This is a genomic window from Streptomyces sp. NPDC001858 (assembly GCF_053594615.1).
In genome coordinates this window covers 17172-42339 of sequence record NZ_JBSFEV010000046.1, presented here as the reverse complement: position 1 = coordinate 42339, position 25168 = coordinate 17172, and the positions used below count along the sequence as shown (strand labels likewise).

Genomic DNA, 25168 nt, shown 5'->3' with positions numbered 1-25168 from the left:
CGCATGAAAACGCCCAGCTCCCAACGAAGCACCGGAAACGGTGCTCGGCAATGCGCCGCGCACCGCTCCCGGGGGTGGTTGTTCCTACGTCGTCCGTGGTCAGGCCTGGATGCTGTCCTTCGGAGCGCCTTCGTCCTCCGTCTGCGCCGCCTCGGCCGCCGCCTGCTTCTTCGAGGCTCGCAGGCTGGTGAGCGTGGTGACGATCAGGACGGAGCAGATGACGCCGAGCGAGACCGGGATGCTGATCTCGGGCACGTGCACCCCGGACTCGTGCAGGGCGTGCAGCACCAGCTTCACGCCGATGAAGCCCAGGATGACCGAGAGGCCGTAGCTGAGGTGGACCAGCTTCCTCAGCAGGCCGCCGATGAGGAAGTACAGCTGCCTGAGGCCCATCAGGGCGAAGGCGTTGGCCGTGAAGACGATGTACGGGTCCTGCGTCAGGCCGAAGATCGCCGGGATGGAGTCGAGGGCGAAGAGCACGTCGGTGGAGCCGATCGCGAGCATGACGACCAGCATCGGGGTCATGACCCGCTTGCCGTTCTCCTCGATCCACAGCTTGGTGCCGTGGTAGCGGTCGGCGACGCCGAAGCGCTTCTCCACCGACTTGAGCAGCTTGTTCTCCTCGAACTCCTCTTCCTCCTCGTCGGACCGGGCTTCCTGGATGAGCTTCCAGGCGGTCCAGATCAGGAAGGCGCCGAAGAGGTAGAACACCCAGGCGAAGCTGGCGAGGATCGCGGCGCCGGCGGCGATGAAGATCGCCCGCAGGACCAGGGCTATGAGGACGCCGACGAGCAGGACCCGCTGCTGGTACTGCGAGGGGACCGCGAACTTCGCCATGATCAGGACGAAGACGAAGAGGTTGTCGACGCTGAGCGACTTCTCGGTGATGAAGCCCGCGAAGAACTCGCCGGCGGGCTCACCGCCGCCGAAGATCAGCAGACCGAGTCCGAAGAGCCCGGCCAGGGCGATCCAGACGACCGTCCAGATCCCGGCTTCCTTGATGGACACGTCGTGCGGCTTGCGGCCGATGAAGAAATCGACCGCGATGAGGGCGGCAAGGCCCGCGATGGTCAGGACCCATAGGGCCAGGGAAACATCCACTGCGCCTCCGGCAGTACGTAACGGCAGGTAATCAGCGTCGTTGCGCTGCCGGAGGTCTCTTCCACCCGGTCCATCCAAGGACGGGCCGACGCCCCGGGATCGACTCTGATCCGTATTGACGGGTACGCCGCAGCAGGGAGTACTCCCCTCCGTGAGGAAAACAGTACCCCAACCACCAAGAAAAGGTAAAGCGATTGGCAAAAGAAAGACCAAGTCCCCAGGTCAGGGGCCTTTACGTGTTCTTGGGGTGAGCCCTCGCCAGCTGGGTGAGGACCTGCTGGAGCACCCGGCTGCCGGGCGGCACCAGGGCCGGTTCGTACGTCCAGGCGTGTCCCACCCAGGGGTCCGCGAGATGATCGTCGGGTACCGGCGTCAGCCGTAGCAGCCCGCGCCACAGCGGGTCCAGCAACGGACCGTAACCGTCGGCGTCCTCCCGGTCGGCGACCATCATCAGGTGCACGCCGACCGCCGGGCCCTCGTCCGCCAGGTAGCGCAGCTGGGTCACGGCGCGGTCGTCGAAGCCGTGCGGGAAGTCGTTGACGACCAGGAGCTGCTGAGAGGTGTCGAAGCCGGGCGGCAGCGAGTCGGCCGCACCGCCGCGCACCGCCATCTGCACGAGGTCGACGCGCTCGGTGAGCCGGCCCAGGACCGCGGCGACGCCTGCCGCGCCGACCGCGGGCGGACCCGCGAGCACCCCGTGCTGCACCAGCGGCGCGAGTTCCCGGGCGCCCGAGCCGGCCGGGTCGATGACGTGCACGGTGAACTCGCCCGCCGGATGCACGGCCAGCAGCCGGGCCGTGTGCGCCACCGCCGACTCCATGGCGAGGCGCCGCAGATCGTGGGAGTCGGCGAACGAGCCGTCGGACGCCGACATGCGCCCGCTGTCGATCCACAGGCCGCGCTCCAGCGGGAGCCGGATCAGCATCGGGACGCGCAGCGGTTCGCTCTCGGGCAGGTGAAGATCGCCCAGGCGCACGGCCATGGGCATCTCCATGGGGACGCGGTAGGCGTGCCAGACGGGGCTGTCCCAGCGCGCGAACGCCGCGGGCAGCGCCGGTTCGACGACCTCGGACTCGGCGGCGAGCTGGGCGAGATCCCGGTCCAGCGCCTCCCGGGCCTGGTCGACGAGCCGACTGTGCTTCGCCTGCGCGGCCTCGCGGGCGGCGTCGCCCTGGCCGCCGATCCTGCTGCGCGGGTCGGACAGGACCTCGTCGAGCTCCCTCTCCATCCGCGTGTCCGCGAAGTCGACCGCGCTGCGGAACGCGGCGGCGGCGCGGGCCAGGTCCTCGAACATGCCCCAGGCTTGGTTGTAGAGCCGCTCTTCCATGGACCAGCCGGTCGCGTCGCCCGCCACGGGCCGGGCGGGCTGTCCGGGCTGGGCCGGGGGCGCGGTGGGCGGCGGGGGCGGAGCCGTGTTCCGCCGACGGGGGTGGCTGTAGTCGATGGGACCGCCGGTGGCGGGGGTCGGCGTCGGCTGGGTGGCCGCCGGGTCCGCCGGGCCGCCCGGCGCGGAGCCCTGCGGGTAGGCCGGTCCCGAGGGCACCTGCGGGTTCTGGGCGGCCCCGTACGGACCGGCGCCGCCCTGGGTGTTCTGGGCGCCTTGAGCGCCCTGTGTCCCGTACGGTGAGCCGCTCTGGTCCGGGCCGAGCGCCGACGCGGCCGCCTGCCGGGAGCGGTCGGCGTCCGCCGGACGCGGCAGCGGAGCCGGCACCGAGCGGGCCAGTCCCTGGGCCACGGCGTCGTTGATACCGGCCGCGAGCTGGTGCGCCTGCGACAGGCCCTGGTCGGTGAGGAGTTCGGCGAGACCGCCCGCGTAGCCCTGGCCGACGGCGCGCACCTTCCACGCGCCCTGCCGCCGGTACAGCTCCAGCGCGACGACCGCCGACTCCGCCTCCAGGCCGGTGATGGTGTAGGTGGCGATCTCGGCGCCGTCGAGGCCGGTGACCGCGACGAACGGGGAGGCGAGGGAGCCGAAACTGGCCGGTCCCCCGACCCCCGTGGGCAGCGCGAGCAGGATGTTGACGCGATGCACGGCCGGCGGCATGGCGTCCAGGTCCACCGCGAGCCGGTGGTCGGCTGCCGCCTGCCGGGAGACCTCCAGCCCCGGCAGTGCGGGCACGCCCGGGTGCACCACCCACTCGACGCCGTGGACCTTGCCGGTCTCGTCGCCGAGTGTGGCCACCGCCGCGACGGGCTTGCCGGCCGAGACCCGGATCTCGAGCCGGACCTGGGAGAGCGGGTGGTTCTGCCCCCGCGCCAGCTCGGCCGTCATCGCCTGTCGTCCCCCTGCGTCGCGTGTGTCGGTGTCGTCGTGTGCCGCTGGTGCGCCTTACAGTGCCGGCAGGATGGCGGGCATCAGGTCCTGGAAGGTGCGGCCGTTGGCCGGGGCGCCGAGGGCCGTCATGTTCCAGCCGCTGCCCACCCGGTGCACCTTCGCCATGATCTGGGCCGTGTAGGCGCCGCCGCCCGCGAGCGTGTAGCGCGCGAGCTCCTGGCCGTTGGTCTCGTCGACCAGACGGCAGAAGGCGTTCTGCACCTCCTGGAACGTCTGGCCCGTGAAGGAGTTCACGGTGAAGATGATCTGGTCGATGTGGACCGGCACGCGCGAGAGGTCGACGAGGATCGCCTCGTCGTCGCCGCCCTGGCCGACACCGCCGACGAGGTTGTCACCGGTGTGACGGACCGAGCCGTCGTCGCTCACCAGGTGACGGAAGAAGACGACGTCGACCGGCTGCTTGTCCGCGAACAGAACGGCGGAGGCGTCGAGGTCGATCTCCCGGGTCCGGGAGCCGAACAGGCCGCGCCGCGGGGCCGCCTGCCAGCCGAGACCCATGCGCACCGCAGTCAGGCTGCCCCCGTCGTTCTTCTGCAGACTGATGGCCTGACCCTTGGTCATGTTGACGGTCACGCGCTGATTCCCCTCTCGAACTGTCCCCTGTTGCCGCGGCGCCCGCGGTTGACGGAAACCCTACGCAAAAGCACTGACAGTGCCGTACCCAGGCCCGCACTTTGTGTCGGTCTTGCAACACAGCGCGAGCGTGGCCCGGGCACAGCAATCGCACGAGCCCGTCAGGCCAGACCCGCCTCTCTCATCTGCCGCAGTTCCTTCTTCATTTCGGAGACTTCGTCGCGGATCCGGGCGGCGACCTCGAACTGGAGGTCCGCGGCGGCGGCCCGCATCCGCGCGGTCATCTCCTCGATCTGCTCGGCGAGTTCGGCCGCGGGGCGGTCGGTCGGCACCGTCGCCTTGTCCTTGGCCGCCTTGGACTTGGCGCCCTTGGCCGCCTTGTCGCCGAGGGAGGGCACCGGGGCCTTGGTGCCCCGTCCGTCCTTCTTCGCGCGGTAGCCGGAGCCGAGCAGCTGCTCCGTGTCGACCTCCTCGCGGGAGATCTGCGCGACGATGTCGTTGATCTTCTTGCGGAGCGGTTGCGGGTCGATGCCGTTCGCCGTGTTGTAGGCGACCTGCTTCTCCCGGCGGCGGTTGGTCTCCTCGATGGCCCGCTCCATGCCCGGGGTGATCTTGTCGGCGTACATATGGACCTGGCCGGAGACATTGCGGGCCGCGCGGCCGATGGTCTGGATCAGCGAGGTGCCGGAGCGCAGGAAGCCCTCCTTGTCGGCGTCCAGGATCGCCACCAGGGACACCTCGGGCAGGTCGAGGCCCTCGCGCAGCAGGTTGATGCCGACCAGGACGTCGAACTCGCCGGCCCGCAGCTCGCGCAGCAGCTCGATCCGGCGCAGCGTGTCGACGTCGCTGTGCAGATAGCGCACCTGGATGCCGAGTTCCAGGAAGTAGTCCGTGAGGTCCTCGGCCATCTTCTTGGTGAGCGTGGTGACCAGGACGCGTTCGTCCTTCTCCACGCGCGTGCGGATCTCGTGCACCAGGTCGTCGATCTGGCCCTCGGTGGGCTTGACGACGACCTCCGGGTCGATGAGGCCGGTGGGGCGGATGATCTGCTCGACGACGCCGTCCCCGCGCGAGAGCTCGTACTTGCCGGGGGTCGCCGACAGATAGACGGTCTGCCCGATGCGCTCCTGGAACTCCTCCCACTTCAGCGGGCGGTTGTCGAGGGCGGAGGGCAGCCGGAAGCCGTGGTCGACGAGGGTGCGCTTGCGGGAGGCGTCTCCCTCGTACATGGCGCCGATCTGCGGGACGGTGACATGGGACTCGTCGATGACGAGCAGGAAGTCGTCCGGGAAGTAGTCCAGCAGGGTGTTCGGCGGGGAGCCGGGCAGACGGCCGTCGAAGTGCATCGAGTAGTTCTCCACGCCGGAGCAGGAGCCGATCTGGCGGAGCATCTCGAGGTCGTAGGTGGTGCGCATCCGCAGGCGCTGGGCCTCCAGGAGCTTGCCCTGCTTCTCCAGTTCGGCGAGGCGCTCGCCCAGTTCCTTCTCGATGTCGTTGGCGGCCCGTTCGAGGCGCTCGGGTCCGGCGACGTAGTGGGTGGCCGGGAAGACGTACAGCTGGTCGTCGTCGCTGATGATCTCGCCGGTGAGCGGGTGCAGGGTGGACAGGGCCTCGATCTCGTCGCCGAACATCTCGATGCGGACGGCGAGCTCCTCGTAGACCGGGAAGATCTCGATGGTGTCGCCGCGCACCCGGAAGGTGCCGCGCGTGAACGCCAGGTCGTTGCGGGTGTACTGGATGTCGACGAAGCGGCGCAGCAGCTGGTCCCGGTCGAGTTCGTCACCCACCTTGAGGGGGACCATCCGGTCCACGTACTCCTGCGGGGTGCCGAGGCCGTAGATGCAGGAGACGGAGGCGACCACCACGACGTCCCGCCGGGTGAGCAGGGAGTTGGTCGCGGAGTGGCGCAGCCGCTCGACCTCCTCGTTGATCGAGGAGTCCTTCTCGATGTAGGTGTCCGACTGCGGGACGTACGCCTCGGGCTGGTAGTAGTCGTAGTACGAGACGAAGTATTCGACCGCGTTGTTCGGCAGCAGTTCGCGGAATTCGTTCGCCAGCTGGGCGGCCAGGGTCTTGTTCGGGGCCATCACCAGGGTGGGGCGCTGGAGCTTCTCGATCATCCACGCGGTAGTAGCGGACTTTCCGGTGCCGGTCGCGCCGAGCAGGACGACGTCCTTCTCACCTGCCTCGACGCGCTTGGCCAGCTCGGCGATGGCCGCCGGCTGGTCACCGCTGGGCTGGTAGGAACTGACGACCTCGAAGGGCGCCACCGTGCGTTCGATCTGAGAAACAGGCCGCATGACATCCACCGTACGGCCCCCCACTGACAACAGGGCCCGATCAGGCGTTCCACGGCCCCGGCCCCGGGGTTTGCGCGCGTCGGCCGGGGGCTGTGGGGGTCAGCGGTTCTGGGGGGTCCGGGAGTCTCGCTGGGTGACCTTGCGGCGGCTGTGGAGCTGGGAGCGGCCGGACGGGTCCGTGGCCGGCGGGTGCGCCGGGACGCCGGGCTTGTGCTCGGCGGGGGTCCAGTCGGGCTTGCCCATGACCATCAGCGGGTCGAACATCACGACGACGCCCGCGAGGCAGAGGAAGGCGAGGGGGCCGATCAGCATCGGTGCGAGGAGCTCGGCGGGCGAGTCGCCCGCGGTCGGGGCCTCGGCGGTGTGCAGATGGACGCTGAGGGCGGCCATGCCGGTGTAGTGCATGCCGGTGACGGCCAGCCCCATGACCAGACTGGCGCCCACGCTCCACAGGAAGCCCCTGACCTGCCCCGCGGCCCAGAGGGCGGCGGTGGCGGCGGCCATGGCTATGGCGACCGAGGCGGCGACGGTGAGTGTGTTGTATTCGAACTTGCCGTCGAATCGCATTCCGGCCATGCCCAGATAGTGCATCGACGCGATGCCCAGGCCGGTGATGGTGCCTCCGGTGAAGAGCGCGGATCCGGTCGCGCCCTTGTAGCCGACGATGAAGATCCCGATGCCCACCATCAGCATGGCGACGCCCAGACTCGCGAAGGTCAGGGGCTTGTCGTAATGGATCGGGGCGCCTTCGACGGTGAAGCCGATCATCGCCACGAAGTGCATGGTCCAGATGCCGGAGCCGATGGCCGCCGAGCCGAGGGCGAGCCACCCGGGGCGCCAGGTATGGGCGACGAGCAAGGCTCTGGTGGTGCAGCGCAGACCAAGAGCACCGCCGAGGCAGGCCATGAGGTAGGCCACCAGCGGTGTGACGAGTCCGTAGCTGAAACCGTCGACCGTGCCTTGCATGCGCGGTTGCCCTTCGCCTGTTGCTCGATTTCCCTGAAACGCGCCCTCCCAGGACCGCTGAGCGCGGTCAAGGCTGAGAGAGAGTATGACTCCCACCGGAATGGTCGAACGATTTTCCGGCAAAGAAACACGCCCTTACCCCACATGTGCGGCACCGGTGAGCGGCGTCGGGCGTCCCCTTCCATTCTGTGGTCATCCTGCACTCCGCCGTCGCCGACCCTCTGCTGCCACAGTTGAGCTGTATGTGATCGCCCCGACGCGAGGAGTACGCATGCACGCACGCGTGGCCGCCGCCCTGGCCACCGCCGTCACCGCCGGCCTCGGCACCGTCGCCCTCCTGCTGCCCGTCCTCGACGCGCGGGCGGGCAGCGCCGTGCGGCCCTCGGTGGTCGCCCACCGGGGCGCTTCCGCGCTGGCTCCCGAGAACACCCTGGAGGCCGTCGACGAGGCCGCCGCGCTGGGCATCCGGTGGGTGGAGAACGACGTCCAGCGCACCAAGGACGGCGAGCTCGTGGTGATCCACGACGACAGCCTCCGCCGGACGACCGACGCCGAGGAGGTGTTTCCCGGCCGTGCGCCCTGGAAGGTGAGGGACTTCACTGCGGCCGAGATCGCACGGCTCGACGCGGGAAGCTGGTTCGGCGCCGCGTACGCGGGCGCGCGCGTGCCGACGCTCGAGGAGTACGTCGACCGGGTGGAGCGCAACCACCAGAAGCTGCTCCTGGAGATCAAGAACCCCGAGCTGTATCCGGGGATCGAGCAGCAGACGCTGAAGCTGCTCGGCAACGAGGGCTGGCTGGACGGAAGGCACCTCGCCGACCGGCTGATCGTGCAGAGCTTCAGCGCCGACTGTCTGCGGATCGTGCACGAGTGGAAGCCGGGGGTGCGGACCGGGCTGCTCGGTGTGCCGGCCGTCGCGGACCTGCCCCGGTACACGGACTTCGCCGACATGATCAATCCGTCGTACGCCTCCTTGTCCGAGGCGTACGTGTCGGCCGTGCACGCGTTGCCGGGACCGCACGGCAGGCCGATGGAGGTCTTCGCCTGGACCGTCGACGACGCCACGACCGCACGGGCCGTCGCCGGGTACGGCGTCGACGGCATCATCACCAACAGGCCCGACGTGGTGCGGCGGGCCCTGTACCGGTACTGACGTCCGGGGCGTGGCGGCGGCCCCGGGGCGTTGTCAGTGGCAGGTCGTACGGTGGGCGCATGGACAGCCATGGGCAGTACGAACAGCAGGTCGTGTGGACCGTCGTCGGCACCGACATCGGTCCGCTGCTGTTGGCGGCGACCCCCGAGGGTCTGCTCAACGTCGTGTTCCACGCCACCGACAGCGTGCGCGACCAGACGCTCGGCCGACTCGCGAGCCGACTGGGCACGGAGCCCGTCGAAGCGCCCGACTCCCCCTTGCTGGCCGAGGCGATACAGCAGGTCAAGGCCTACTTCGCGGGTGAGCGTCGCGACTTCGAGCTGCCGCTGGACTGGTCCCTGAGCTCGGGTTTCAACCGGCAGGTGCTGCGCGAGCTCGCGTCCGGCGTCCCCTACGGGGCGGTCGTCGGCTACGGCGATCTCGCCGGCCGGGTGGGGCAGCCGGGGGCGGCGCAGGCCGTGGGCGTGGCCATGGGTTCCAATCCCCTGCCGGTCGTCGTGCCCTGCCACCGGGTGGTCGAACGCGACGGCGGCATCGGCGGGTTCGGCGGCGGTCTGGAGACCAAGCGCAAGCTGCTGGCCCTCGAAGGGGTCCTGCCCGAGCCGCTGTTCTGAATCCCGGACGACGGTCCTGATCGGCCTGCGCAGGCAGGTCCGGCACGGGGTCTGGGCGGCGTGGACCGCAGGGGGGACACTGCGCCGGTGACCACATTCTCCGCGCCCCGGTTCGGCCGCACAGCGGTCGGGCACGTGCCGTGACCGGCGTCCGGCGCCCCGCCGTGGAGCCCGTCGACGCCGATCGTCTGCCCGCGCTGCGGCGGCGCACCACCGCGGTGCTGGTCGCGAGCCAGATCCTCGGCGGGCTCGGCGTCGCCACCGGCATCGCGCTGTCCACCGTGCTGGCCCGGCAGGTCAGCGGCACCGAGGCGCTGTCCGGGCTCGCGCCCACCGCGACCGTCACCGGCACGGCCGTGCTGTCGATGCCGATGGCCGCGCTGATGACCGCGCGCGGGCGGCGGCCGGGGCTGGTACTCGCCTACCTGATGGGCGCCCTCGGCGCCGGTGTCGTCGTGGTGGCGGCGCGGGTCGGCAGCTTTCCGCTGCTGCTGGGCGGCCTGGCCGCCTTCGGCGCGGCCTCCTCGGCGAACCTCCAGGCCCGGTTCGCCGCCGCCGACCTGGCCGAGCCGCACCGCCGTGCCCGGGCCATCTCGAACGTGGTGTGGGCGACGACCCTGGGCGCGGTCCTGGGCCCGAACATCGCCGCGCCCGCCGGCCGCAGCGTCGCCGGGCTCGGGATACCCGCCACGGCGGGGCCCTTCCTGTGGGCGGCCGGGATCTTCGTGGTGTCGGCGGTCGTGGTGGGCGTGCTGCTGCGCCCTGACCCGCTGCTGACGGCCCGCGCGCTGGCGCCGGAGGAGGAGTGGTCCCCGCAAGCCCGTTCCCTGCGCGCCGGGCTGACGGCCGTCGCCGCGTCGCCCCGCGCGCGGCTGGCGCTCGTGACGGTGACCGTGTCGCACACGGCGATGGTCTCGGTGATGTCGATGACCCCGATCGACCTCGCCCACCACGGCGCGGACATCGAGCTGATCGGGCTGGTCATCAGTGGGCACATCGCGGGCATGTACGCGTTCGCGCCGCTGATGGGCCGGCTGGCGGACCGGGTGGGGCGGCTCTCGGTGACGGGGCTCGCGGCGGGGCTGCTGGCCGTCGCGCTGTTCCTCGCGGGGACCGCCGGCGACAGCCACGGGCAGATCGCGGCCGGGCTGTTCGTGCTCGGCCTGGGCTGGTCGGCCGGGCTGGTGTCCGGTTCCGCGCTGCTCACGGACGCGGTGCCGCAGTCCGCGCGGGCTGCCGCCCAGGGGCTCTCGGACCTGGCCATGAACACCTCGGCGGGCGTCGGCGGAGCGGTCGCCGGGCTCGTGGTCGCGCAGGCGAGCTACGCGTGGCTCAACCTCGCCGCGGCGGGTCTGCTCGTCCCGCTCGCCGCCCTGGCCCTGCTCACCCGCGGCAGCAGCAGCCGGAGCGGAAAGGGGAGCGGGGCAGGGAGCGGGACCGCCGCGGCCGACAGCCCGACCGGCGTGCGTCAGTCGTAGCGGCGACGTACGTCAGTACTAGCGGCGTGCGTCAGTAGTAGCGGGTTGCCTCAGCCGCAATGGTGTACGTCAGTCGTAGTGGCGTGCCTCGACGACGTTGCCGTCCGGGTCACGGAAGTAGAAGCTGCGCTCGGCCTCGCCGCGGGCGCCGAAGGAGCCGTGCGAGATGTCCGAGACCGGCACCGCGCGCTCCTCCAGGCGGGTGCGGAGGGCGTCGAAGTCGCCCTGTGGGAGGGCGAGGCAGACGTGGTTCACGGGGTGTCCGGCGCTCTCTGCGGAGCCGGGGAGCATCTTCATGCGCTCCGCCATCGACAACGGCATGAGGTCGAGCAGGGCTTCCTCGTTGACGCGCACGGAGGGGAAGGGTTCTTCGCCGGCGGCGAACTCCGCGAGTCTCACCGGCTCCAGGCCGACGGCCTTCTCGTAGAAGTCGACGGCGGCGATCGGGTCGCGCACCCAGAGGACGATGTGGTCGAGTCGGGTCGTGCCGGGTGTCGTGTTGTCGGTCATGCCTCCCAGGCTGGTGTCGTCCCCCACAGGTCGCAAGGGTTTGACCGGGTGCGTCGGCTGCCAGAGATGAGAGAAGACCGACGGACAGGAGGCGGGCGCGTGGTGCTGGTGGTGTCGGAAGAGGTGCGGGACGCGGTCGACGCGCGTCGACCCGTGGTGGCCCTGGAGTCCACGATCATCTCGCACGGGCTGCCCCGCCCGCGCAACCTCCAGGTGGCGCTGGAGCTGGAGGCGGTCGTACGCGCGCAGGGCGCCGTGCCGGCGACGATCGCCGTGCTGGACGGACGGCCCCATGTGGGCCTGGACAAGCAGCAGCTGGAGCGGGTCGCCAACGAGGACGGGTTCCGCAAGCTCGGCCATCGCGACCTGCCGCTCGCGGTGGCCTCGGGGGCGAGCGGAGCGACCACGGTGTCGGCGACGGCGCTGCTCGCGGCGCTGGCGGGCATACGCGTCTTCGCGACGGGCGGGCTCGGCGGGGTGCACCGGGAGTGGACGCTCACCCAGGACGAATCGGCCGACCTGGGGCTGCTGGCGAGCACCCGGATCACGGTGGTGTGCGCGGGGGTCAAGTCGATCCTGGACGTGCCGGCGACCCTGCAGCGGCTGGAGACGCTGGGCGTCGCGGTCGCCGGTTACGGCACCGACCGCTTCCCCGGGTTCTATCTGTCCGACTCGGGTCATCCGGTGGACTGGACGCTGCGCACCCCGCAGCAGGTGGCCGAGGTGATGCGGGCTCAGGACGCGCTCGGGGCGCGCGAGTCGGCGCTGATCGTCGCCAACCCGGTTCCCGAGGCGGAGCAGCTGGATCCGGAGCTGCACACGCGTGTGCTCGCCGACGCCTTGCACGCGTGCGCGGAGGCCGGGGTCAGCGGCCAGGGCGTCACCCCGTTCCTGCTCGACCATCTGGTCCGGCACACCGAGGGCGCGTCCCTGAGCGCCAATCTGGCGGCGGTGCGCGGCAACGTACGGCTGGCGGCGGGGATCGCGACGGCGTGGGCCCAGGCATGACCGGGCAGCCCGACGGCGCCGGGCGATCCGACGGCTGGGGCTCGCCGGGCGGTGGGAGCTCGCCGGGCGGTGGGAGCTCGCCGGGCGGCGGGGCGCTGCTGGTCGTCGGGGACGTCGTGACGGACGTCATCGCCCGGCATCGGGGGCCGTTGGCCTCGGGGACGGACACGGCGTCGGTGATCCGGACCCTGCCGGGCGGCGCGGGCGCCAACGTGGCCTGCTGGGCGGCCCACTGGGGCTGTGCGGACGTACGGCTGCTCGGGCGGGTGGGCGCGGACTCCGCGGTCTGGCACGAACGGGAGCTGACCGCCTGCGGGGTGCGGCCCCGTCTCGTCGTCGACCCGCAGGCGGCGACCGGGACGGTGATCTGCCTGGTGGACGCGGATGCCGCGGGCGAGCGGACGTTCCTCACGGACAGCGGCGCGGCCCTGCGGCTCGGACCCGACGACTGGTCGGACGCGCTCCTGGACGGCGTCGGCCGACTGCATCTGTCGGGCTATCTGCTGTTCTCGGAGTCCGGGCGGGCGCTCGTGCGGACGGCGTCGGCGTCGGCACGCGCGCGCGGTGTGCCCGTGAGCCTGGATCCGGCGTCGGCGGGCTTTCTGGTGGAACTGGGCGTCGAGCGTTTCCTGACCCTGGTGGAGGGGGTGGAGGTGCTGCTGCCCAGCCGCGACGAGGCCTGTCTGCTCACCGGGCTGCTCGACGGGGCGGAGGCGGCGGCCGAGTTGAGCCGGCATGTCCCGCTGGTGGTGTCCAAGCAGGGGGCCGACGGCGCCCTGGTGGCCCGCGACGGCGCCGTGCTCGCCCAGGTGCCCGCTGCTCCGGCGGTGCCCCGGGACACCACGGGTGCGGGCGACGCCTTCACGGGAGCGTTCCTCGCCGCGCTGCTCGCGGGCGCCGATGCCCGGGCCGCGGCGGCGCAGGGGTGCCGGGCGGGGGCTCGGGCGGTGGAGCGCGTGGGCGGCAGACCGGCGGCGTCGGGCGACGTCGGCACGGCGTCAAGGGACGTCGGCACAGCGTCGGGGGACGTCGGCACGGCGTCAGGCGACGGCACGGCGTCGACGGCTCACCCTGACCATCACCCTGCTCACACCGGCTGAGGGCGCGGAGTCGGCCCCTCCCACCCCTTCTCCCCCTCCTACCCCTCCTACCCCTTTCGCCCCCACGCCGAGATCAGCGGCGCCGTCGCCAGGTCCATGCCGCCGGAGGCGACGTTCGCGAGGTGGCGGTCGATGTCCTCGTCGGTCGCAAGGCCGGCCCTGACGAGTTCCTCGCGGATCTGACGGATCGTCGCGGACTCCAGAGCGGCGCAGGCGGGCGAGGTGACGGGGAAGTAGGCGTCGGCCTCGACCCGGCGCAGCCCGGCCTCGCGGAGCAGCCGCGGGAGCTTGCGGCCGTAGGAGAGGTCGGCGCCCCGGCCGGCGAGGAGCTTGCGGAAGCCGTGCCGCAGACGGTTCGCCAGCTGCTGTTCGGGGCCGTGCTCGTCGGGGCAGAGCAGGGGCTGCAGGGCGGGGTCGCCGTCCTCGACGAGGAGCCGTCCGCCGGGGCGCAGGGCCTTGACCATGGACCTCAACGCCCGCTCCCGGTCCGGCACATGGACCAGGACGAGTCGGGCGTGGATCAGGTCGAAGCCCTCCAGCGGCGGCTCGTCGGCGCCGAGGTCGTGGACGCGTACGTCGACCGGTGGGCGGGCGACCGAGGTCAGCCGGGAGGTGTCGATGTCGGTCGCGAGGACCTTGCCCGTCGGGCCGACCTTCTTCGCCAGCCAGGACACCACGGAGGTGCCGCCGGCGCCGGCCTCCCAGCAGCGCCAGCCGGGTCCGATCCCGAGCCCTTCGAGGTGGCGGAAGGTCGTGGGGTCGAAGAGAGCGGCGAAGGCGTCGAAGCGTTCCCCCGCCTCCGGCTGCCGGTTGTCGAGGAGGTACCCGTCGGATCGCGTCATGCGGCGATCATCCCAGCAGTCCCGCTTGCCGGACGTGGTCGACGCGGCCGGGATCAGTGCCGTGACAGGCGTGCGGCCGGTCTGACGAGCGGTCCGAAGTCCCGTCGTCCACAGGCGGGAACAAAACGGAATCTCCCGTTTCCACAGGCTTACCCAGGGCATACGCGGGCCTGGCAGACTGGCGCGCCGGGGCGCAAAAATTGCGGCGCGAGGAGATCCACACAAGGAGTCCCAGATGACCATGGCAGGGAATCTGCGGAAGGTCACCGGCCTGGGAAGGGTCGGCGGCCTGCGCAGGGTGGCTCGGTTGTCGCGGCGGCTGCCGCGGGTCGACCTGAGTCATCACGCACGATCCCCGCTGGGGTCCTCGGTCGTGAACTGCGTGACGTACCAGGACGGTGTCCGGGCCCCGCGCGGCGGGGATCTGATCGACACCGTGGAGCGGATGCGCAAGAACAGCCACGGTTTCGTGTGGCTCGGTCTGCACGAGCCGACGAACGACGAGTTCGCGGGCATCGCCGAGCTCTTCGAACTGCATCCGCTGGCGGTGGAGGACGCCGTCGAGGCCCATCAGCGGCCGAAGGTCGAGCGGTACGGCGAGACGTTGTTCGCGGTGTTCAAAACGGTCTGCTACGTGGAGCACGAGGAGCTCACGGCGACGAGCGAGGTGGTCCACACCGGCGAGATCATGGTGTTCGTCGGCCCGGACTTCGTGATCACGGTGCGGCACGGACGGCACGGCTCGCTCGGTCCGTTGCGCGAGGAGCTGGAGTCCGACTCCTCACAGCTGGCGAAGGGCCCGTCGGCGGTCCTGCACGCGATCGCGGACCACGTGGTGGACGACTACCTCAACGTCATCGACTCGGTGCAGGCGGACATCGACCAGGTCGAGACGGATGTGTTCGCGGCGAACGGCGCACGGGCGGACCCCGGGCGCATCTACCAGCTCAAGCGTGAACTCCTGGAGCTGAAGCGGGCGGTGGTGCCGCTCGGCCGTCCGCTGCTGGACCTGGCGGACCGGCCGGTCCGGGTGATCGATCCGGAGATACAGGCCTACTTCCGGGACGTCTCCGACCATCTGCTGCGGGCCACGGAGCAGATCGCCGCGTTCGACGAAATGCTCAACTCGATATTGCAGGCGCATCTGGCGCAGGTCACGGTCGCGCAGAACGAGGACATGCGGAAGATCACGGCCTGGGCCGCGGTGATCGCCGTGCCGACGATGGTCTGCGGGATCTACGGCATGAACTTCGACCACATGCCGGAACTGCGCTGGAGATTCGGCTACCCCCTGGTCCTCGGCGTGATGTGCGTCGCCTGCTCGGTCCTGTACCGCGGCTTCCGGCGCAACGGCTGGCTCTGAGCGGCCCCGCCCGGGTTCAGGTGGTCAGTGGCGGGCCGGGCCGGTCCTGGCGTAGACGTTCTCGGCCCAGGTGGCGATCTGGTCCTCGGTCAGGTGCCGGGCGAGGTCGGCTTCGCTGATCATGCCCACGAGGCGCTTGTCCTCGATGACGGGCAGCCGGCGGATCTGGTGGTCCTGCATCTCCTGGAGCACCTCGCCGACGTCGGCGCCCGCGTCGATCCAGCGTGGTGTGCCCTGGGCCATCTCGCCGGCGGTGACCTTGGCGGGGTCGTGGCCCATGGCCACACAGCCGACGACGATGTCCCGGTCGGTGAGGATGCCGCAGAGCCGCTCGTCCTGGTCGCTGATGGGCAGCGCGCCGACGTTCAGTTCGCGCATCAGCTGGGCGGCTCGGTCGAGGGTCTGGTGAGCGGGGATCCACTGGGCGCCCCGGTGCATGATGTCTCCGGCGGTGGTCATGAAGTACCTCCTGGTGCCGGACGGCCGGCGCGGCGCGGGCGGGCGCTAAGCGCTCCGCTTGGACGTGCCGCGAGGTGCCGTCGTTCCGCCGCGGCGCCATCGTGGCTGGTCGCGCAGTTCCCCGCGCCCCTTCAGGGCGCGCTGCCGAACGGCAGCCGACTTCGCCCGACGCGCCTGGTCTCGGTGTCTACATTCTCGCCGCGCCACCGGACGCCCGCACCCGGAGGTCCCCGCCGGGAGCCGTCTGTCCGGGTCCCGGCCGACATCAGCCGGTCCAGGCCGGGTGGCGAGGGTCGTCCGCGCGGACGACGACATCGGCCGTGCCGGCCGGATCGGTCTCCTGGGCGTAGCGCTCGAAGGCGGGCAGCGTCCAGTGGTCGGCTTCGGGGGTGCGCCGGCGCAGGGCGGCCGGAGAGAGGAGGACATGGACGGTGAGGTCGAACGGGAACCAGTGCCGCAGGAGCAGCGGTCCGTGCAGCAACAGGAAGCCGCCGGGCGGGAGTTGGACGTAGGGGCTGCGGGTGGCGCGGTCGGTGACGGGGTCGCGCAGGTCGGGCAGTATCCGTCCGCCGCCGTCCGGTTCGAGGGGGTTGAACACCTCGCGCCACAGGGCTCCGGTGTCGAACCAGCCGTCGTAGTAGGCCTCGACGTCGTGACGGCCGTACTCCAGGCGGAGGGAGGCGGACCTCAGGAAGCCGTGCGTGTCCACGACACGGGAGGGCCGCCCGCGGGTGCGCAGCGCCTCGGCGACGCGCTCGGCGAGGTCTCCGGGACGGGCCGCCGGGGCGCCGTCGAAGGCGATACGCGGCCAGGGGCTGCCGTCGTCCGGCTTCAGGTCGAGCAGCCGCTGGGCGAGGAGGTCGCCGAGCCGTTCCCAGGTGATCGCTTCGAGTCGCACACCGTTCATCATGCGCCAGGTGGCGAACAGGGCGCAGGACACCGGACGATGGCCAGGTGCCGCCGTGCCCACCAGGGGGAATGAAGCCCGTATGGCAACCGAGGCCCTCCCCACTCCGCCGGCTCCACCGTCCCCGCACGGGCTTCTCGTCGTCCAGCCGCTGCGGCGGACGCACTGCGTCGGATGTCGTCGCGGGCCGCTGTCGATGCTGGTCCTGGAGGACGCCGCGCCGCGCTGCCTCGACTGCGCCGATCTGGGGCACCTGGTGTTCCTGGCGCGCGGTGACACGGCGCTGACCCGCAGGTCGCGGGAGGAGAGCGGGCTGTCCGCGGTGGTGGTCCGGTTCAACCGGCGCAAGGGCCGGTACGAGCGGCAGGGCGTCCTCGTCGAGGAGGCGGGGCTGCGACGGGCCGAGGAGCGGTGCCTGGCGGACGCCGAGGCCCGGCGGCGGCGGCGGGTGCGGGACGCCGGGCGTCGGGCGGCCCAGGACCTGCGGTTCGCGGAGGCGTTCGCCGCGGAGATCCTGCGGCTGTTTCCCCGCTGCCCCGAGGACCGGGCGCACGGGATCGCCGCGCACGCCTCGCTGCGGGGCAGTGGCCGGGTCGGGCGCAGCGCCGCCGGGCGGGCGCTGGCCGAGGGACCGGTCGTCTCCGCGGTCGTGGCGTCCGTACGGCATCTGGACACGCCGTACGACCGGCTGCTGATGAGCGGCGTGCCGCGGCACGAGGCGCGCCGCCGGATCGCGGTGGACGTGGAGGCGCGGCTGCGGATGTGGCGGGACGGGTCCGCGGCATGAGGGCGGCGACGTCCGCGCATGTCGACGCGCGTTTCGGACATGGTCACCGATCATGAAAGGGATTTCACTTGAGGTGACGGACCGTACCGGGCAAGATCTCCGCTCGACGGGTGGGAGTTGACGTTGTCATGATCGATGGACCGTATCTGGTGCTCGCCGTCCTGGGCGCTGTGGTGACCGCTCTGATGGCCGGGGTCTTCTGCGCCTTCTCGGTCCTGGTGATGCGAGGGCTCGCCGCGCTGCCGCCGGCGCAGGGCGTCGCGGCGATGAACGCGATCAACTCCGCGGCGATGGCCCCGGCGTTCATGGTGCTGTTCCTCGGCTCGGCGGCGGTGTGCACGGTGATCGCCGTGGTGACCTTCGTGCTGTGGCCGGACCACGGGACGGTTCACCTGCTGCTGGGCAGCGGGCTGTATCTGTGCGGGTCGTTCGGCGTGACCGTGATGGCGAACGTGCCGCGCAACGACGCGCTGATGAAACTGGATCCGGGCACGCCGGAGGCGGTCACGTACTGGCCGGCCTATGTGCGCGAGTGGACGAGGTGGAACCACGTGCGCGCGGTGGCCTGCACGGCCTCGGCGGTCGTGTACATGCTGGCGATGGCCTGACGACGACGTAAGCGGGCACGGCACGCACGGCACGCCGGGGAAAGCGCTGTGGCCCACTCTGCGGGGGTGGCCGACGGGACGTATCGTGGCCGAAAGAGTGCCGCCCGATGACGCTCGGCCTGTTGTACGCGTAGGCGAGGAACACGCCCATGGCCGATCCCAAGGGATTCATGACCACCCCCCGCCAGGACTGGCCCCGCCGGCCGGTCGAGGAGCGGGTCCGGGACTGGGACGAGGTGTACGTCCCCGGGGCGCTGCTGCCCATCGTCAGCAAGCAGGCCGACCGGTGCATGGACTGCGGCATACCGTTCTGCCACGACGCCTGTCCGCTGGGCAACCTGATCCCCGAGTGGAACGACCTGGTGTCGCGGGAGGACTGGCGGGCGGCGAGCGACCGGCTGCACGCGACGAACAACTTCCCCGAGTTCACCGGCCGGTTGTGTCCGGCGCCCTGCGAGGCCGGGTGCGTCCTCGCCATCGACCAGCCCGCCGTCACCATCAAGAACGTCGAGGTGGCCATAGCCGACCGGGCCTGGGCCGACGGTCTCACGCCGCCGCGGCCGCCGGACCGGCTGTCCGGGAAGACGGTGGCGGTGATCGGCTCCGGGCCCACCGGGCTGGCCGCGGCACAGCAGCTGACCCGAGCCGGGCACACGGTCGCCGTCTACGAGAAGGACGACCGGGTCGGCGGGCTGATGCGGTACGGGATCCCCGAGTTCAAGATGGAGAAGCGCCATCTGGAGCGCCGGATCGAGCAGATGCGGGCGGAGGGCACGCGGTTCCGTACGTCGACGACCATCGGGCGGGATGTGATGGCCGCGGATCTGCGGACGCGCTACGACGCCGTGGTGATCGCCACCGGCGCGACCGAGTGGCGGGAACTGCACGTTCCGGGCCGGGAGTTGACCGGTATCCAGCAGGCGATGGAGTATCTGCCGCTGGCCAACCGCGTGTGCGAGGGCGACCTGGCCAGGTCCCCGATGTCCGCCGCCGGAAAGCACGTCGTGATCGTCGGCGGCGGCGACACGGGGGCCGACTGTCTGGGCACGGCGGTGCGCGAGGGCGCCGCGTCGGTGACCCAGTTGGACATCTACGCGCAGCCCGGCGCGGAGCGCGACGAGGACAGCGATCCCTGGCCGACGTATCCGAAGATCTACCGGCTCTCGGCGGCGCACGAGGAGGCGCGCGAGCTTCGGACCGCGCCGGCGGCGGACGCGGACGCCCGCCTCTTCGCCGCGTCCACGCTCCGCTTCACCGGCGACGAGACCGGGCACGTACGGGCGCTGCACCTCGTCGAGGTCGACGCGCGACGGCGGCCCGTGGACGGCACCGCGCGGGCGCTCCCCGCCGACCTCGTGCTGCTCGCCCTCGGCTTCTCCGGGCCCGACCGGGAGGACGGGCTCGTCGAGCAGCTCGGGCTGAGGCTGGAGCCGCGCGGCACGATCGCGCGGGACGCCGACTTCGCGACGAACGTCCCCGGCGTCTTCGCCGCGGGGGACGCGGCGCGCGGGCAGTCGCTGATCGTGTGGGCCATCGCGGAGGGGCGGGCGGTGGCGGCGGCCGTCGACCGCCGCCTGACGGGACATTCGCGGCTGCCGACGCCCATCGGCCCGTACGACCGGCCGATGGGCGTCTGATGTGCGTCTATCTGATGGGCGTCTGGACGAGGGGGCGGCGGACCGGCTCAGCGGCGCTCGTCCGTCCCGGCCGTCTTCGCCGTCGCCAGGGCCACCCGGTTCCAGGTGTTGATCGTGCAGATCAGGGCCAGCACCTGGGCCAGCTCCTGCTCGCCGAACCGGGCGGCGGCCTCGGCGTAGACGTCGTCCGGGACGCCTCCGTCGGCCACCAGGGTGACCGCCTCCGTCAGGGCCAGGGCCGCCTGTTCGCGCTCGGTGAAGAAGTGGCGGGCCTCGCGCCAGACGGCGACCAGGTGCAGCCGGTCCTCGCTTTCGCCGGCCTTGCGGGCGTCGTTCGTGTGCATGTGCAGGCAGTACGCGCAGTGGTTGAGGTGCGAGGCGCGGATCTGGATCAGTTCGACGAGGGCCGGGTCGAGGCCCTGGCGGGCGGCCGCGTCGAAGCCGATCAGGGCGCGGAACGCCTTGGGAGCGGCCTTCCCGAAGTCGAGACGAGGCGTCCGGGCACTCGCGGCGTGGGCGTGGGCCTGAGAGGTGGCGTGAGCGGCGATGTGGGCGGCGGCGGGGGCGGCGGCGTTCGGGTATGTGTTCGTCGTCATGTCCACCAACCTACGAGCCGGAAAGACCCGCTGTAGGGTGCATTTTCATGGTGGATTCGTGGGTCAATTCGGCTGAGCGGATCGGTGCCGACCTGCACCTGGAGCTGACCCGGCCGGGCGGGCGGCGAGCCGCGCTCATCGGGGCGTTGCGCGAGGCCGTGCGCAGCGGGCGGCTCGCGCCGGGGACGCGGCTGCCGCCGTACCGTTCGCTCGCCGCCGACCTCGGCGTCGCCCGCAACACCGTGGCCGACGCCTACGCCGAACTGGTCGCGGAGGGCTGGCTGACCGCCCGGCAGGGCTCGGGCACACGGGTCGCCGACCGCGCCGAGCCGCTGCGCCGCGCCGAGCGGACGCCCGGGAAGGCACCGCTACGCGCGCGTGGCCCCCGGCACGACCTTCGGCAGGGCGCCCCGGACGCGTCGGCGTTCCCCCGCGCGGCCTGGCTGGCCTCCTACCGGCGGGCGTTGCAGCAGGCGCCCAACGAGGTGTTCGGGCCCGGTGATCCCGCCGGGCGCCGGGAGCTGCGCGAGGCGCTGACCGAGTACCTGGCACGCGCGCGTGGCGTGCGCACCGAGCCGGAGCGGATCGTGGTCTGTTCCGGGTTCGCGCACGGGCTGCGGCTGCTGTTCGGCCCGGCCGGCGGCGGGGTGCTGCGCGGTCCGCTGGCCGTGGAGGCGTACGGGCTGGACTTCCACCGGGAGTTGCTGACGGCGGCGGGCGTGCGGACGGTTCCGCTCCCGCTGGACGCGGACGGGGCGCGCGTGGAGCGGTTGGCGCGCGAGCGGGCGGTGCTGCTGACGCCCGCGCACCAGTTCCCGACCGGCGGACCGCTGCACGCGAGCCGGCGGACCGCCGTGATCGACTGGGCACGCGCGCGTGGCGGGGTGATCGTCGAGGACGACTACGACGGGGAGTTCCGCTACGACCGCAAGCCCGTCGGCGCGCTCCAGGGGCTCGATCCCGAGCGGGTGATCTACCTCGGCTCGGTCAGCAAGAGCCTGTCGCCCGCGCTGCGGCTCGGGTGGATGGCGCTGCCCGAGCGGTATGTGGCCGGCGTCCTCGCGGCCAAGGGCGAGCGGGAGGCGTGGGCGAGCGTCCCGGACCAGCTGAGCCTGGCCGAGCTGATCAGGTCCGGGGCGTACGACCGTCATGTACGACGCATGCGGCAGCGTTACCGCCGTCGCCGGGACCGGCTGGTCGAGGCGCTCGCCGCGCAGGCTCCGCACGTCGAGGTCACCGGGGTCGCGGCCGGGCTCCACGCGGTGCTGCGGCTGCCGCCCGGCACGGAGCGGGCCGCGCTCAAGGCGGCCGCCTGGCAAGGCGTCGCCCTGGACGGCCTGGCCGCCTTCCGGCACCCGGCGACGGACAGGGCGACGGACATGGCGACGCAGGACGGCCTCGTCGTCGGTTACGCGACGCCGCCGGAGCACGCGTACGCGGCGGCCCTGGACGCCCTGTGCGAGGTGCTGCCGCCACCGGACACAGGACGGGGCCCCGCGGCCGGATGAGGCTCTCTGGGCCGTCCCCTGCCCGTCCCCTGCCCGAGGAGGGGCCGACCCTGAAGGGTATTGACGACGACGCCCCCCGAACGTCCTGTCCTGGAGACGCCGTCCTCCCCCGACCGCGTGTGGTCCCGGAGGGAGCCGGGCTCAGGGCTTGCGGGCCACCGCCCCGTAGCCCGGGATGACGCCGTCGTCCTGCCCCGGCACGGGTTCGCCGAGTTCGGGATGCCACTCGGGCACCACCGCGACGCCGGGTTCGACCAGGTCGAGCCCGTCGAAGAAGCGGGCGAACTCCTCGCGGGAGCGCAGCGCGAGGGTGACGCCCGCCGCCCTGAGCTTCTCCGTGGCCGCCGCGGACTCCTCCGGGGAGAAGTCCGCGGTGGCGTGGGTCATCATCAGGTAGCTGCCGGAGGGGAGTTCGGCGAGCAGCCGGCCGACCAGCTCGTGCGCGCCGTCGTCGTCGGACACGAAGTGCAGCAGCGCGACCAGCGACAGGGCCACCGGCCGGCTGAGGTCCAGGGTCTTCCTGGCCCCCTCGACGATGGCGGCCGGGTCGCGGACGTCCGCCTGCAGATACTCCGTGACCCCCTCGGGCGTGCTGCGCAGCAGGGCGGCCGCGTGGGCCAGGACGATCGGGTCGTTGTCGCAGTAGACCACCCGGGCGTCGGGCGCGATCTGCTGGGCGACCTGGTGGAGGTTGGGCTCGGTCGGGATGCCCGTGCCTATGTCCAGGAACTGCCGTACGCCGTTCCTGGCCAGCCATCGGGTGGAGCGGTGCATGAAGGCACGGTTGACTCGTGCCATCACCGGCACCCGAGGGTCGAGGGCGAGCATCTGCCGCCCCATCGCCTCGTCGACGGGATAGTTGTCCTTGCCTCCGAGGTACCAGTCGTACATACGTGCGGGATGGGGCTTGCTGGTGTCGATCTCGACGGCGTCCGCGGGGTCCTGCCCGGTCATGAGGCACTCCGTAAGCATGCGCAGCGTTTAGTGATCAAGTCAGTTCCAGAAAAACGTCAGTACCAAAAACAAAGAACAGGTCCGGTCAAGACAGCAGGAAGTCCGCCTCCCCCGCCTTGGCTCCCTCGATGAACGCCGTCATCTCGTCGGTGGTGTAGATCAGCGCCGGTCCGTCGGGGTCGGTGGACTGCCGGACGGCGATCCGGCCGTCGGCGAGCTTCATCGCTTCCAGGCAGTTGCCTCCGTTGCCGCCGCTCCACGGCTTGTGCCAGCCCTCGCTGCCCAGTTCCCGGGCCGGCATGCCGTTGTAGATCCGCTGCGCGCGGACCCGCGGCCTGGACTGGGTCTTGATGCGATTCATTCACAACTCCTTGCGGAGACCCCGGAGGATCTCCTTCGTGCGATGTGCTGTAGCGGCCTGCGCCGCCATGCGGTCCATGACCTCGAGGTGGGTCGCCACCTCGGTGCGGGCGTCGAGGTACACGGCGCCGGTCAGGTACTCGCTGTAGACCATGTCCGGAAGCTCCGGCATGGCGAATCGGAACAGCACGAAGGGCCCGTACGTGCCCGGATGCGGCCCGTTGTCGAACGGGGCGATCTGCAGCGTCACATTGGGCAGCTTCGCGGCCTCGAGCAGTTTGTCGATCTGCGCTCGCATCACCTCCGGGCCGCCCACCGGGCGGCGCAGCACCGTTTCGTCCATGACGACCCACAACCGGGGCGCATCGTGACGAGTGAGCAGATCCTGGCGTTGTATGCGCAGGTCGACGAGGCGCTCGATGTCCTCCGGCCGGGTCTGGCCGATGGCGCCGGACTTCAGCACTCCGCGCGCGTAGTCCACGGTCTGGAGCAGGCCGGGGACGAAGTGCGGCTCGTACTGGCGGATGAGGGCGGCGGCGCCTTCAAGGCTGACGTGCATGGAGAACCAGCCGGGCAGGACGTCGTGGAACCGCTGCCACCAGCCCGGCTTGTTGGCCTCCTCGGCCAGCTGGACGAAGCCCTCGGCCTCCTCGTCGGTGACCCCGTAGGCCTTCAGCAGCAGCTGGAGGTACGGGATCTTGAGGCCGACCTCGGCCATCTCCATACGGCGGACGGTGGCGGGCGCGACGCGCAGGATGCGGGCGGCTTCCTCGCGTTTGAGCCCGGCGCGTTCCCGCAGGTCCAGCAGGCGCCGACCGAGGACGACCTGTCCGACCGTCGGCGCGGACCGCGGTTCGCTCACGCTCCACCTCCACGAAGAGCCGACCGACCGCGCGGGGGCTTTTGCGGGCCCCGACCCGGCCGGTCACGAAAAGAATCCCGACAGCCCTACGGCGCCGCTCGAAGATCGATTCGAAGATCTGTACGGATGCGTACGGATCTTCGGTGATCCCAATTGGCGCCGTCCTACGTGCTGTTGCGAGCAGTGTGCCACGGCCCCCCACCGCGTCACACAGCACTCTGCATTTTTCAGAGTGACACTTGCCAAGTGTTCACGGCGGGGCGATAGTGGCAAGCGTGATTCCGTCCGCGCCCTTAGGAACAGACGCCGCCGCAGGCCGCCCCCAGGGTCTCGGTGCCAGCGCGGGAGCAGGCCCCGACCAGGCCGCTGCCGAGCGCCGGTTCCGATTCGAACTGGCCGCCCATCCGGGTTCCCCCGCCCAGGCCAGACGCCTGACGAGGGCCCGGCTGCTCGGCTGGTCGGTGTGCGAGGACATCTGCGACACCGCCGTCCTGGTCGTCTCCGAGCTGGTCACCAACGCGATCGTGCACACCGCGAGCGACGTCGTCGTCTGCGAGCTGCACGACGGCGGCGACCTGGTCCGCATAGCCGTGCGTGACGAGGGTTGCGCGCCGGGCGAGCCGCACCCCTCCCCGCAGCGTCCCGAGGAGGAGCACGGGAGGGGACTGCTCCTCGTCGAAGCCCTCTGTCAGGCCTGGGGCGCCCAGGAGCACGGGCCCGGCCTGCTGGTCTGGGCCGACCTGCCCCGCCACGCCGACGCCCTGCCCGCCCCCGTCGCACCGCACCACGCCGGCCTCGGCGAGTTCCTCGACCCGCTCGACGAGTGCGACGACGACGAAAGCGCCGGGCCGCACCTCGACCCCGCCGCGCCCCGTGACGACCTCGGCTGGGGCGCCCCGCCGAAGCCGGGACCGTCCGACGGCCCGGCCGACGAGGACGAGCACGCCGAACAGCGCCGGCGCGGACCGGCCGTACCCCGACCGCAGCCCGTCCCCGGGGCCCCCTCCAAATCGACCTCCATACCCGGCGGCCTGTCCCCCCGGGTGGCGCCCCAGTGGCACCGGGCTCCCGACCACGACGGGCCCGACCGGCTCCACGGGCCCGACGGGCGCGAGGGCCGCCACGGATGGACGCCCGGCCAGTCCGC

General features: G+C 71.7%; 23 protein-coding genes and 1 pseudogene. 11 read left to right on the top strand and 13 right to left on the bottom strand.

The features are described from left to right. Positions 1–99: 99 nt before the first annotated feature. From ACWCPF_RS39380 to ACWCPF_RS39360, 5 genes are all read right to left on the bottom strand, one after another. Positions 100–1101, bottom strand: coding sequence for a TerC/Alx family metal homeostasis membrane protein (locus tag ACWCPF_RS39380; RefSeq protein WP_451049946.1), 1002 nt, complete (start codon positions 1099–1101; stop codon positions 100–102). Between the two features lie 232 nt (positions 1102–1333). Continuing rightward, the gene (locus ACWCPF_RS39375) at positions 1334–3373 is read right to left on the bottom strand and encodes a TerD family protein (RefSeq protein WP_451049945.1); all 2040 of its coding nucleotides are present in this window, start codon (positions 3371–3373) and stop codon (positions 1334–1336) included. Between the two features lie 57 nt (positions 3374–3430). Then, the gene (locus tag ACWCPF_RS39370) at positions 3431–4009 is read right to left on the bottom strand and encodes a TerD family protein (RefSeq protein ID WP_451049944.1); all 579 of its coding nucleotides are present in this window, start codon (positions 4007–4009) and stop codon (positions 3431–3433) included. A gap of 161 nt (positions 4010–4170) precedes the next feature. After that, on the bottom strand, positions 4171–6309 hold the full coding sequence (gene uvrB / locus ACWCPF_RS39365) for an excinuclease ABC subunit UvrB (protein ID WP_451049943.1): 2139 nt from the start codon (positions 6307–6309) through the stop codon (positions 4171–4173). A gap of 99 nt (positions 6310–6408) precedes the next feature. Further along, the gene (locus tag ACWCPF_RS39360) at positions 6409–7275 is read right to left on the bottom strand and encodes an MHYT domain-containing protein (RefSeq protein ID WP_451049942.1); all 867 of its coding nucleotides are present in this window, start codon (positions 7273–7275) and stop codon (positions 6409–6411) included. 271 nt (positions 7276–7546) lie between these two features. On the opposite strand from ACWCPF_RS39360, the gene ACWCPF_RS39355 reads away from it, so the two are divergent. The 3 genes from ACWCPF_RS39355 to ACWCPF_RS39345 all read left to right on the top strand — a co-directional run bounded on the left by ACWCPF_RS39355 (position 7547) and on the right by ACWCPF_RS39345 (position 10520). Continuing rightward, positions 7547–8428, top strand: a complete 882-nt coding sequence (locus ACWCPF_RS39355; protein ID WP_451049941.1) for a glycerophosphodiester phosphodiesterase — start codon at positions 7547–7549, stop codon at positions 8426–8428. Positions 8429–8487: 59 nt separating this feature from the next. Continuing rightward, a complete protein-coding gene (locus ACWCPF_RS39350; protein ID WP_451049940.1) occupies positions 8488–9042 on the top strand; it encodes a methylated-DNA--[protein]-cysteine S-methyltransferase in 555 nt (184 codons plus the stop codon). 140 nt (positions 9043–9182) lie between these two features. After that, positions 9183–10520, top strand: a complete 1338-nt coding sequence (locus ACWCPF_RS39345; protein WP_451049939.1) for an MFS transporter — start codon at positions 9183–9185, stop codon at positions 10518–10520. Between the two features lie 69 nt (positions 10521–10589). On the opposite strand, the gene ACWCPF_RS39340 is transcribed toward ACWCPF_RS39345, so the two are convergent. Beyond that, positions 10590–11030 carry a VOC family protein gene (locus ACWCPF_RS39340; protein WP_451049938.1) on the bottom strand — a complete coding sequence of 147 codons (441 nt, stop codon included), beginning with the start codon at positions 11028–11030 and terminating at the stop codon, positions 10590–10592. Positions 11031–11129: 99 nt separating this feature from the next. Between ACWCPF_RS39340 and ACWCPF_RS39335 the strand changes: the two genes are divergently transcribed. Beyond that, the gene (locus ACWCPF_RS39335) at positions 11130–12038 is read left to right on the top strand and encodes a pseudouridine-5'-phosphate glycosidase (protein ID WP_451049937.1); all 909 of its coding nucleotides are present in this window, start codon (positions 11130–11132) and stop codon (positions 12036–12038) included. Next, a complete protein-coding gene (locus tag ACWCPF_RS39330; protein WP_451049936.1) occupies positions 12035–13138 on the top strand; it encodes a carbohydrate kinase family protein in 1104 nt (367 codons plus the stop codon). The genes ACWCPF_RS39335 and ACWCPF_RS39330 overlap by 4 nt, the downstream gene beginning before the upstream one ends. Before the next feature lie 47 nt (positions 13139–13185). On the opposite strand, the gene ACWCPF_RS39325 is transcribed toward ACWCPF_RS39330, so the two are convergent. Next, positions 13186–13980, bottom strand: a complete 795-nt coding sequence (locus ACWCPF_RS39325; protein ID WP_451049935.1) for a class I SAM-dependent methyltransferase — start codon at positions 13978–13980, stop codon at positions 13186–13188. Between the two features lie 235 nt (positions 13981–14215). Here ACWCPF_RS39325 and corA point away from each other — a divergent pair, with 235 nt between their 5' ends. Further along, positions 14216–15343, top strand: a complete 1128-nt coding sequence (gene corA / locus ACWCPF_RS39320; protein WP_451049934.1) for a magnesium/cobalt transporter CorA — start codon at positions 14216–14218, stop codon at positions 15341–15343. Positions 15344–15367: 24 nt separating this feature from the next. Here corA and ACWCPF_RS39315 read toward each other — a convergent pair whose 3' ends face one another. Together ACWCPF_RS39315 and ACWCPF_RS39310 are read right to left on the bottom strand one after the other, a co-directional pair. Further along, the gene (locus ACWCPF_RS39315; RefSeq protein WP_451049933.1) at positions 15368–15802 is read right to left on the bottom strand and encodes a CBS domain-containing protein; all 435 of its coding nucleotides are present in this window, start codon (positions 15800–15802) and stop codon (positions 15368–15370) included. 265 nt (positions 15803–16067) lie between these two features. Beyond that, positions 16068–16709 (bottom strand): uridine kinase, encoded by a 642-nt coding sequence (locus tag ACWCPF_RS39310; RefSeq protein ID WP_451049968.1) that lies wholly within the window; start codon positions 16707–16709, stop codon positions 16068–16070. A gap of 82 nt (positions 16710–16791) precedes the next feature. Here ACWCPF_RS39310 and ACWCPF_RS39305 point away from each other — a divergent pair, with 82 nt between their 5' ends. From ACWCPF_RS39305 to ACWCPF_RS39295, 3 genes are all read left to right on the top strand, one after another. Then, entirely contained in the window at positions 16792–17496 is a 705-nt protein-coding gene (locus ACWCPF_RS39305; protein WP_451049932.1) for a DUF2293 domain-containing protein, read from the top strand. Positions 17497–17624: 128 nt separating this feature from the next. Continuing rightward, positions 17625–18104 (top strand): anthrone oxygenase family protein, encoded by a 480-nt coding sequence (locus ACWCPF_RS39300; RefSeq protein WP_451049931.1) that lies wholly within the window; start codon positions 17625–17627, stop codon positions 18102–18104. Positions 18105–18253: 149 nt separating this feature from the next. Continuing rightward, positions 18254–19741 (top strand): glutamate synthase subunit beta, encoded by a 1488-nt coding sequence (locus ACWCPF_RS39295; protein ID WP_451049930.1) that lies wholly within the window; start codon positions 18254–18256, stop codon positions 19739–19741. 47 nt (positions 19742–19788) lie between these two features. On the opposite strand, the gene ACWCPF_RS39290 is transcribed toward ACWCPF_RS39295, so the two are convergent. Continuing rightward, positions 19789–20337: a carboxymuconolactone decarboxylase family protein gene (locus ACWCPF_RS39290; RefSeq protein WP_451049929.1), complete on the bottom strand. Its 549-nt coding sequence runs from the start codon at positions 20335–20337 to the stop codon at positions 19789–19791. A 47-nt stretch (positions 20338–20384) separates the two neighbouring features. On the opposite strand from ACWCPF_RS39290, the gene pdxR reads away from it, so the two are divergent. After that, a complete protein-coding gene (pdxR, locus tag ACWCPF_RS39285; RefSeq protein WP_451049928.1) occupies positions 20385–21845 on the top strand; it encodes a MocR-like pyridoxine biosynthesis transcription factor PdxR in 1461 nt (486 codons plus the stop codon). 141 nt (positions 21846–21986) lie between these two features. Here the strand turns inward: pdxR and ACWCPF_RS39280 are convergent, their stop codons facing one another. From ACWCPF_RS39280 to ACWCPF_RS39270, 3 genes are all read right to left on the bottom strand, one after another. Continuing rightward, positions 21987–22799, bottom strand: coding sequence for an SAM-dependent methyltransferase (locus tag ACWCPF_RS39280; RefSeq protein ID WP_451049927.1), 813 nt, complete (start codon positions 22797–22799; stop codon positions 21987–21989). Positions 22800–22884: 85 nt separating this feature from the next. Continuing rightward, positions 22885–23160, bottom strand: a complete 276-nt coding sequence (locus ACWCPF_RS39275; RefSeq protein WP_451049926.1) for a DUF397 domain-containing protein — start codon at positions 23158–23160, stop codon at positions 22885–22887. After that, complete coding sequence (locus tag ACWCPF_RS39270; RefSeq protein WP_451049925.1) at positions 23161–24021, bottom strand: helix-turn-helix domain-containing protein; 861 nt, start codon at positions 24019–24021, stop codon at positions 23161–23163. Between the two features lie 266 nt (positions 24022–24287). Here ACWCPF_RS39270 and ACWCPF_RS39265 point away from each other — a divergent pair. Beyond that, positions 24288–24986: pseudogene (locus ACWCPF_RS39265) on the top strand (ATP-binding protein); the annotation flags it as partial. Positions 24987–25168: the final 182 nt, after the last annotated feature.

Coding starts and splice junctions, on each gene's coding strand:
- ACWCPF_RS39375 (WP_451049945.1), bottom strand. CDS start 3,373: ATGACGGCCGAGCTGGCGCGGGGGCAGAACCACCCGCTCTCCCAGGTC.
- uvrB (WP_451049943.1), bottom strand. CDS start 6,309: ATGCGGCCTGTTTCTCAGATCGAACGCACGGTGGCGCCCTTCGAGGTC.
- ACWCPF_RS39360 (WP_451049942.1), bottom strand. CDS start 7,275: ATGCAAGGCACGGTCGACGGTTTCAGCTACGGACTCGTCACACCGCTG.
- ACWCPF_RS39355 (WP_451049941.1), top strand. CDS start 7,547: ATGCACGCACGCGTGGCCGCCGCCCTGGCCACCGCCGTCACCGCCGGC.
- ACWCPF_RS39350 (WP_451049940.1), top strand. CDS start 8,488: ATGGACAGCCATGGGCAGTACGAACAGCAGGTCGTGTGGACCGTCGTC.
- ACWCPF_RS39340 (WP_451049938.1), bottom strand. CDS start 11,030: ATGACCGACAACACGACACCCGGCACGACCCGACTCGACCACATCGTC.
- ACWCPF_RS39330 (WP_451049936.1), top strand. CDS start 12,035: ATGACCGGGCAGCCCGACGGCGCCGGGCGATCCGACGGCTGGGGCTCG.
- ACWCPF_RS39325 (WP_451049935.1), bottom strand. CDS start 13,980: ATGACGCGATCCGACGGGTACCTCCTCGACAACCGGCAGCCGGAGGCG.
- corA (WP_451049934.1), top strand. CDS start 14,216: ATGACCATGGCAGGGAATCTGCGGAAGGTCACCGGCCTGGGAAGGGTC.
- ACWCPF_RS39315 (WP_451049933.1), bottom strand. CDS start 15,802: ATGACCACCGCCGGAGACATCATGCACCGGGGCGCCCAGTGGATCCCC.
- ACWCPF_RS39310 (WP_451049968.1), bottom strand. CDS start 16,709: ATGAACGGTGTGCGACTCGAAGCGATCACCTGGGAACGGCTCGGCGAC.
- ACWCPF_RS39305 (WP_451049932.1), top strand. CDS start 16,792: ATGGCAACCGAGGCCCTCCCCACTCCGCCGGCTCCACCGTCCCCGCAC.
- ACWCPF_RS39300 (WP_451049931.1), top strand. CDS start 17,625: ATGATCGATGGACCGTATCTGGTGCTCGCCGTCCTGGGCGCTGTGGTG.
- ACWCPF_RS39295 (WP_451049930.1), top strand. CDS start 18,254: ATGGCCGATCCCAAGGGATTCATGACCACCCCCCGCCAGGACTGGCCC.
- ACWCPF_RS39290 (WP_451049929.1), bottom strand. CDS start 20,337: ATGACGACGAACACATACCCGAACGCCGCCGCCCCCGCCGCCGCCCAC.
- pdxR (WP_451049928.1), top strand. CDS start 20,385: ATGGTGGATTCGTGGGTCAATTCGGCTGAGCGGATCGGTGCCGACCTG.
- ACWCPF_RS39280 (WP_451049927.1), bottom strand. CDS start 22,799: ATGACCGGGCAGGACCCCGCGGACGCCGTCGAGATCGACACCAGCAAG.
- ACWCPF_RS39275 (WP_451049926.1), bottom strand. CDS start 23,160: ATGAATCGCATCAAGACCCAGTCCAGGCCGCGGGTCCGCGCGCAGCGG.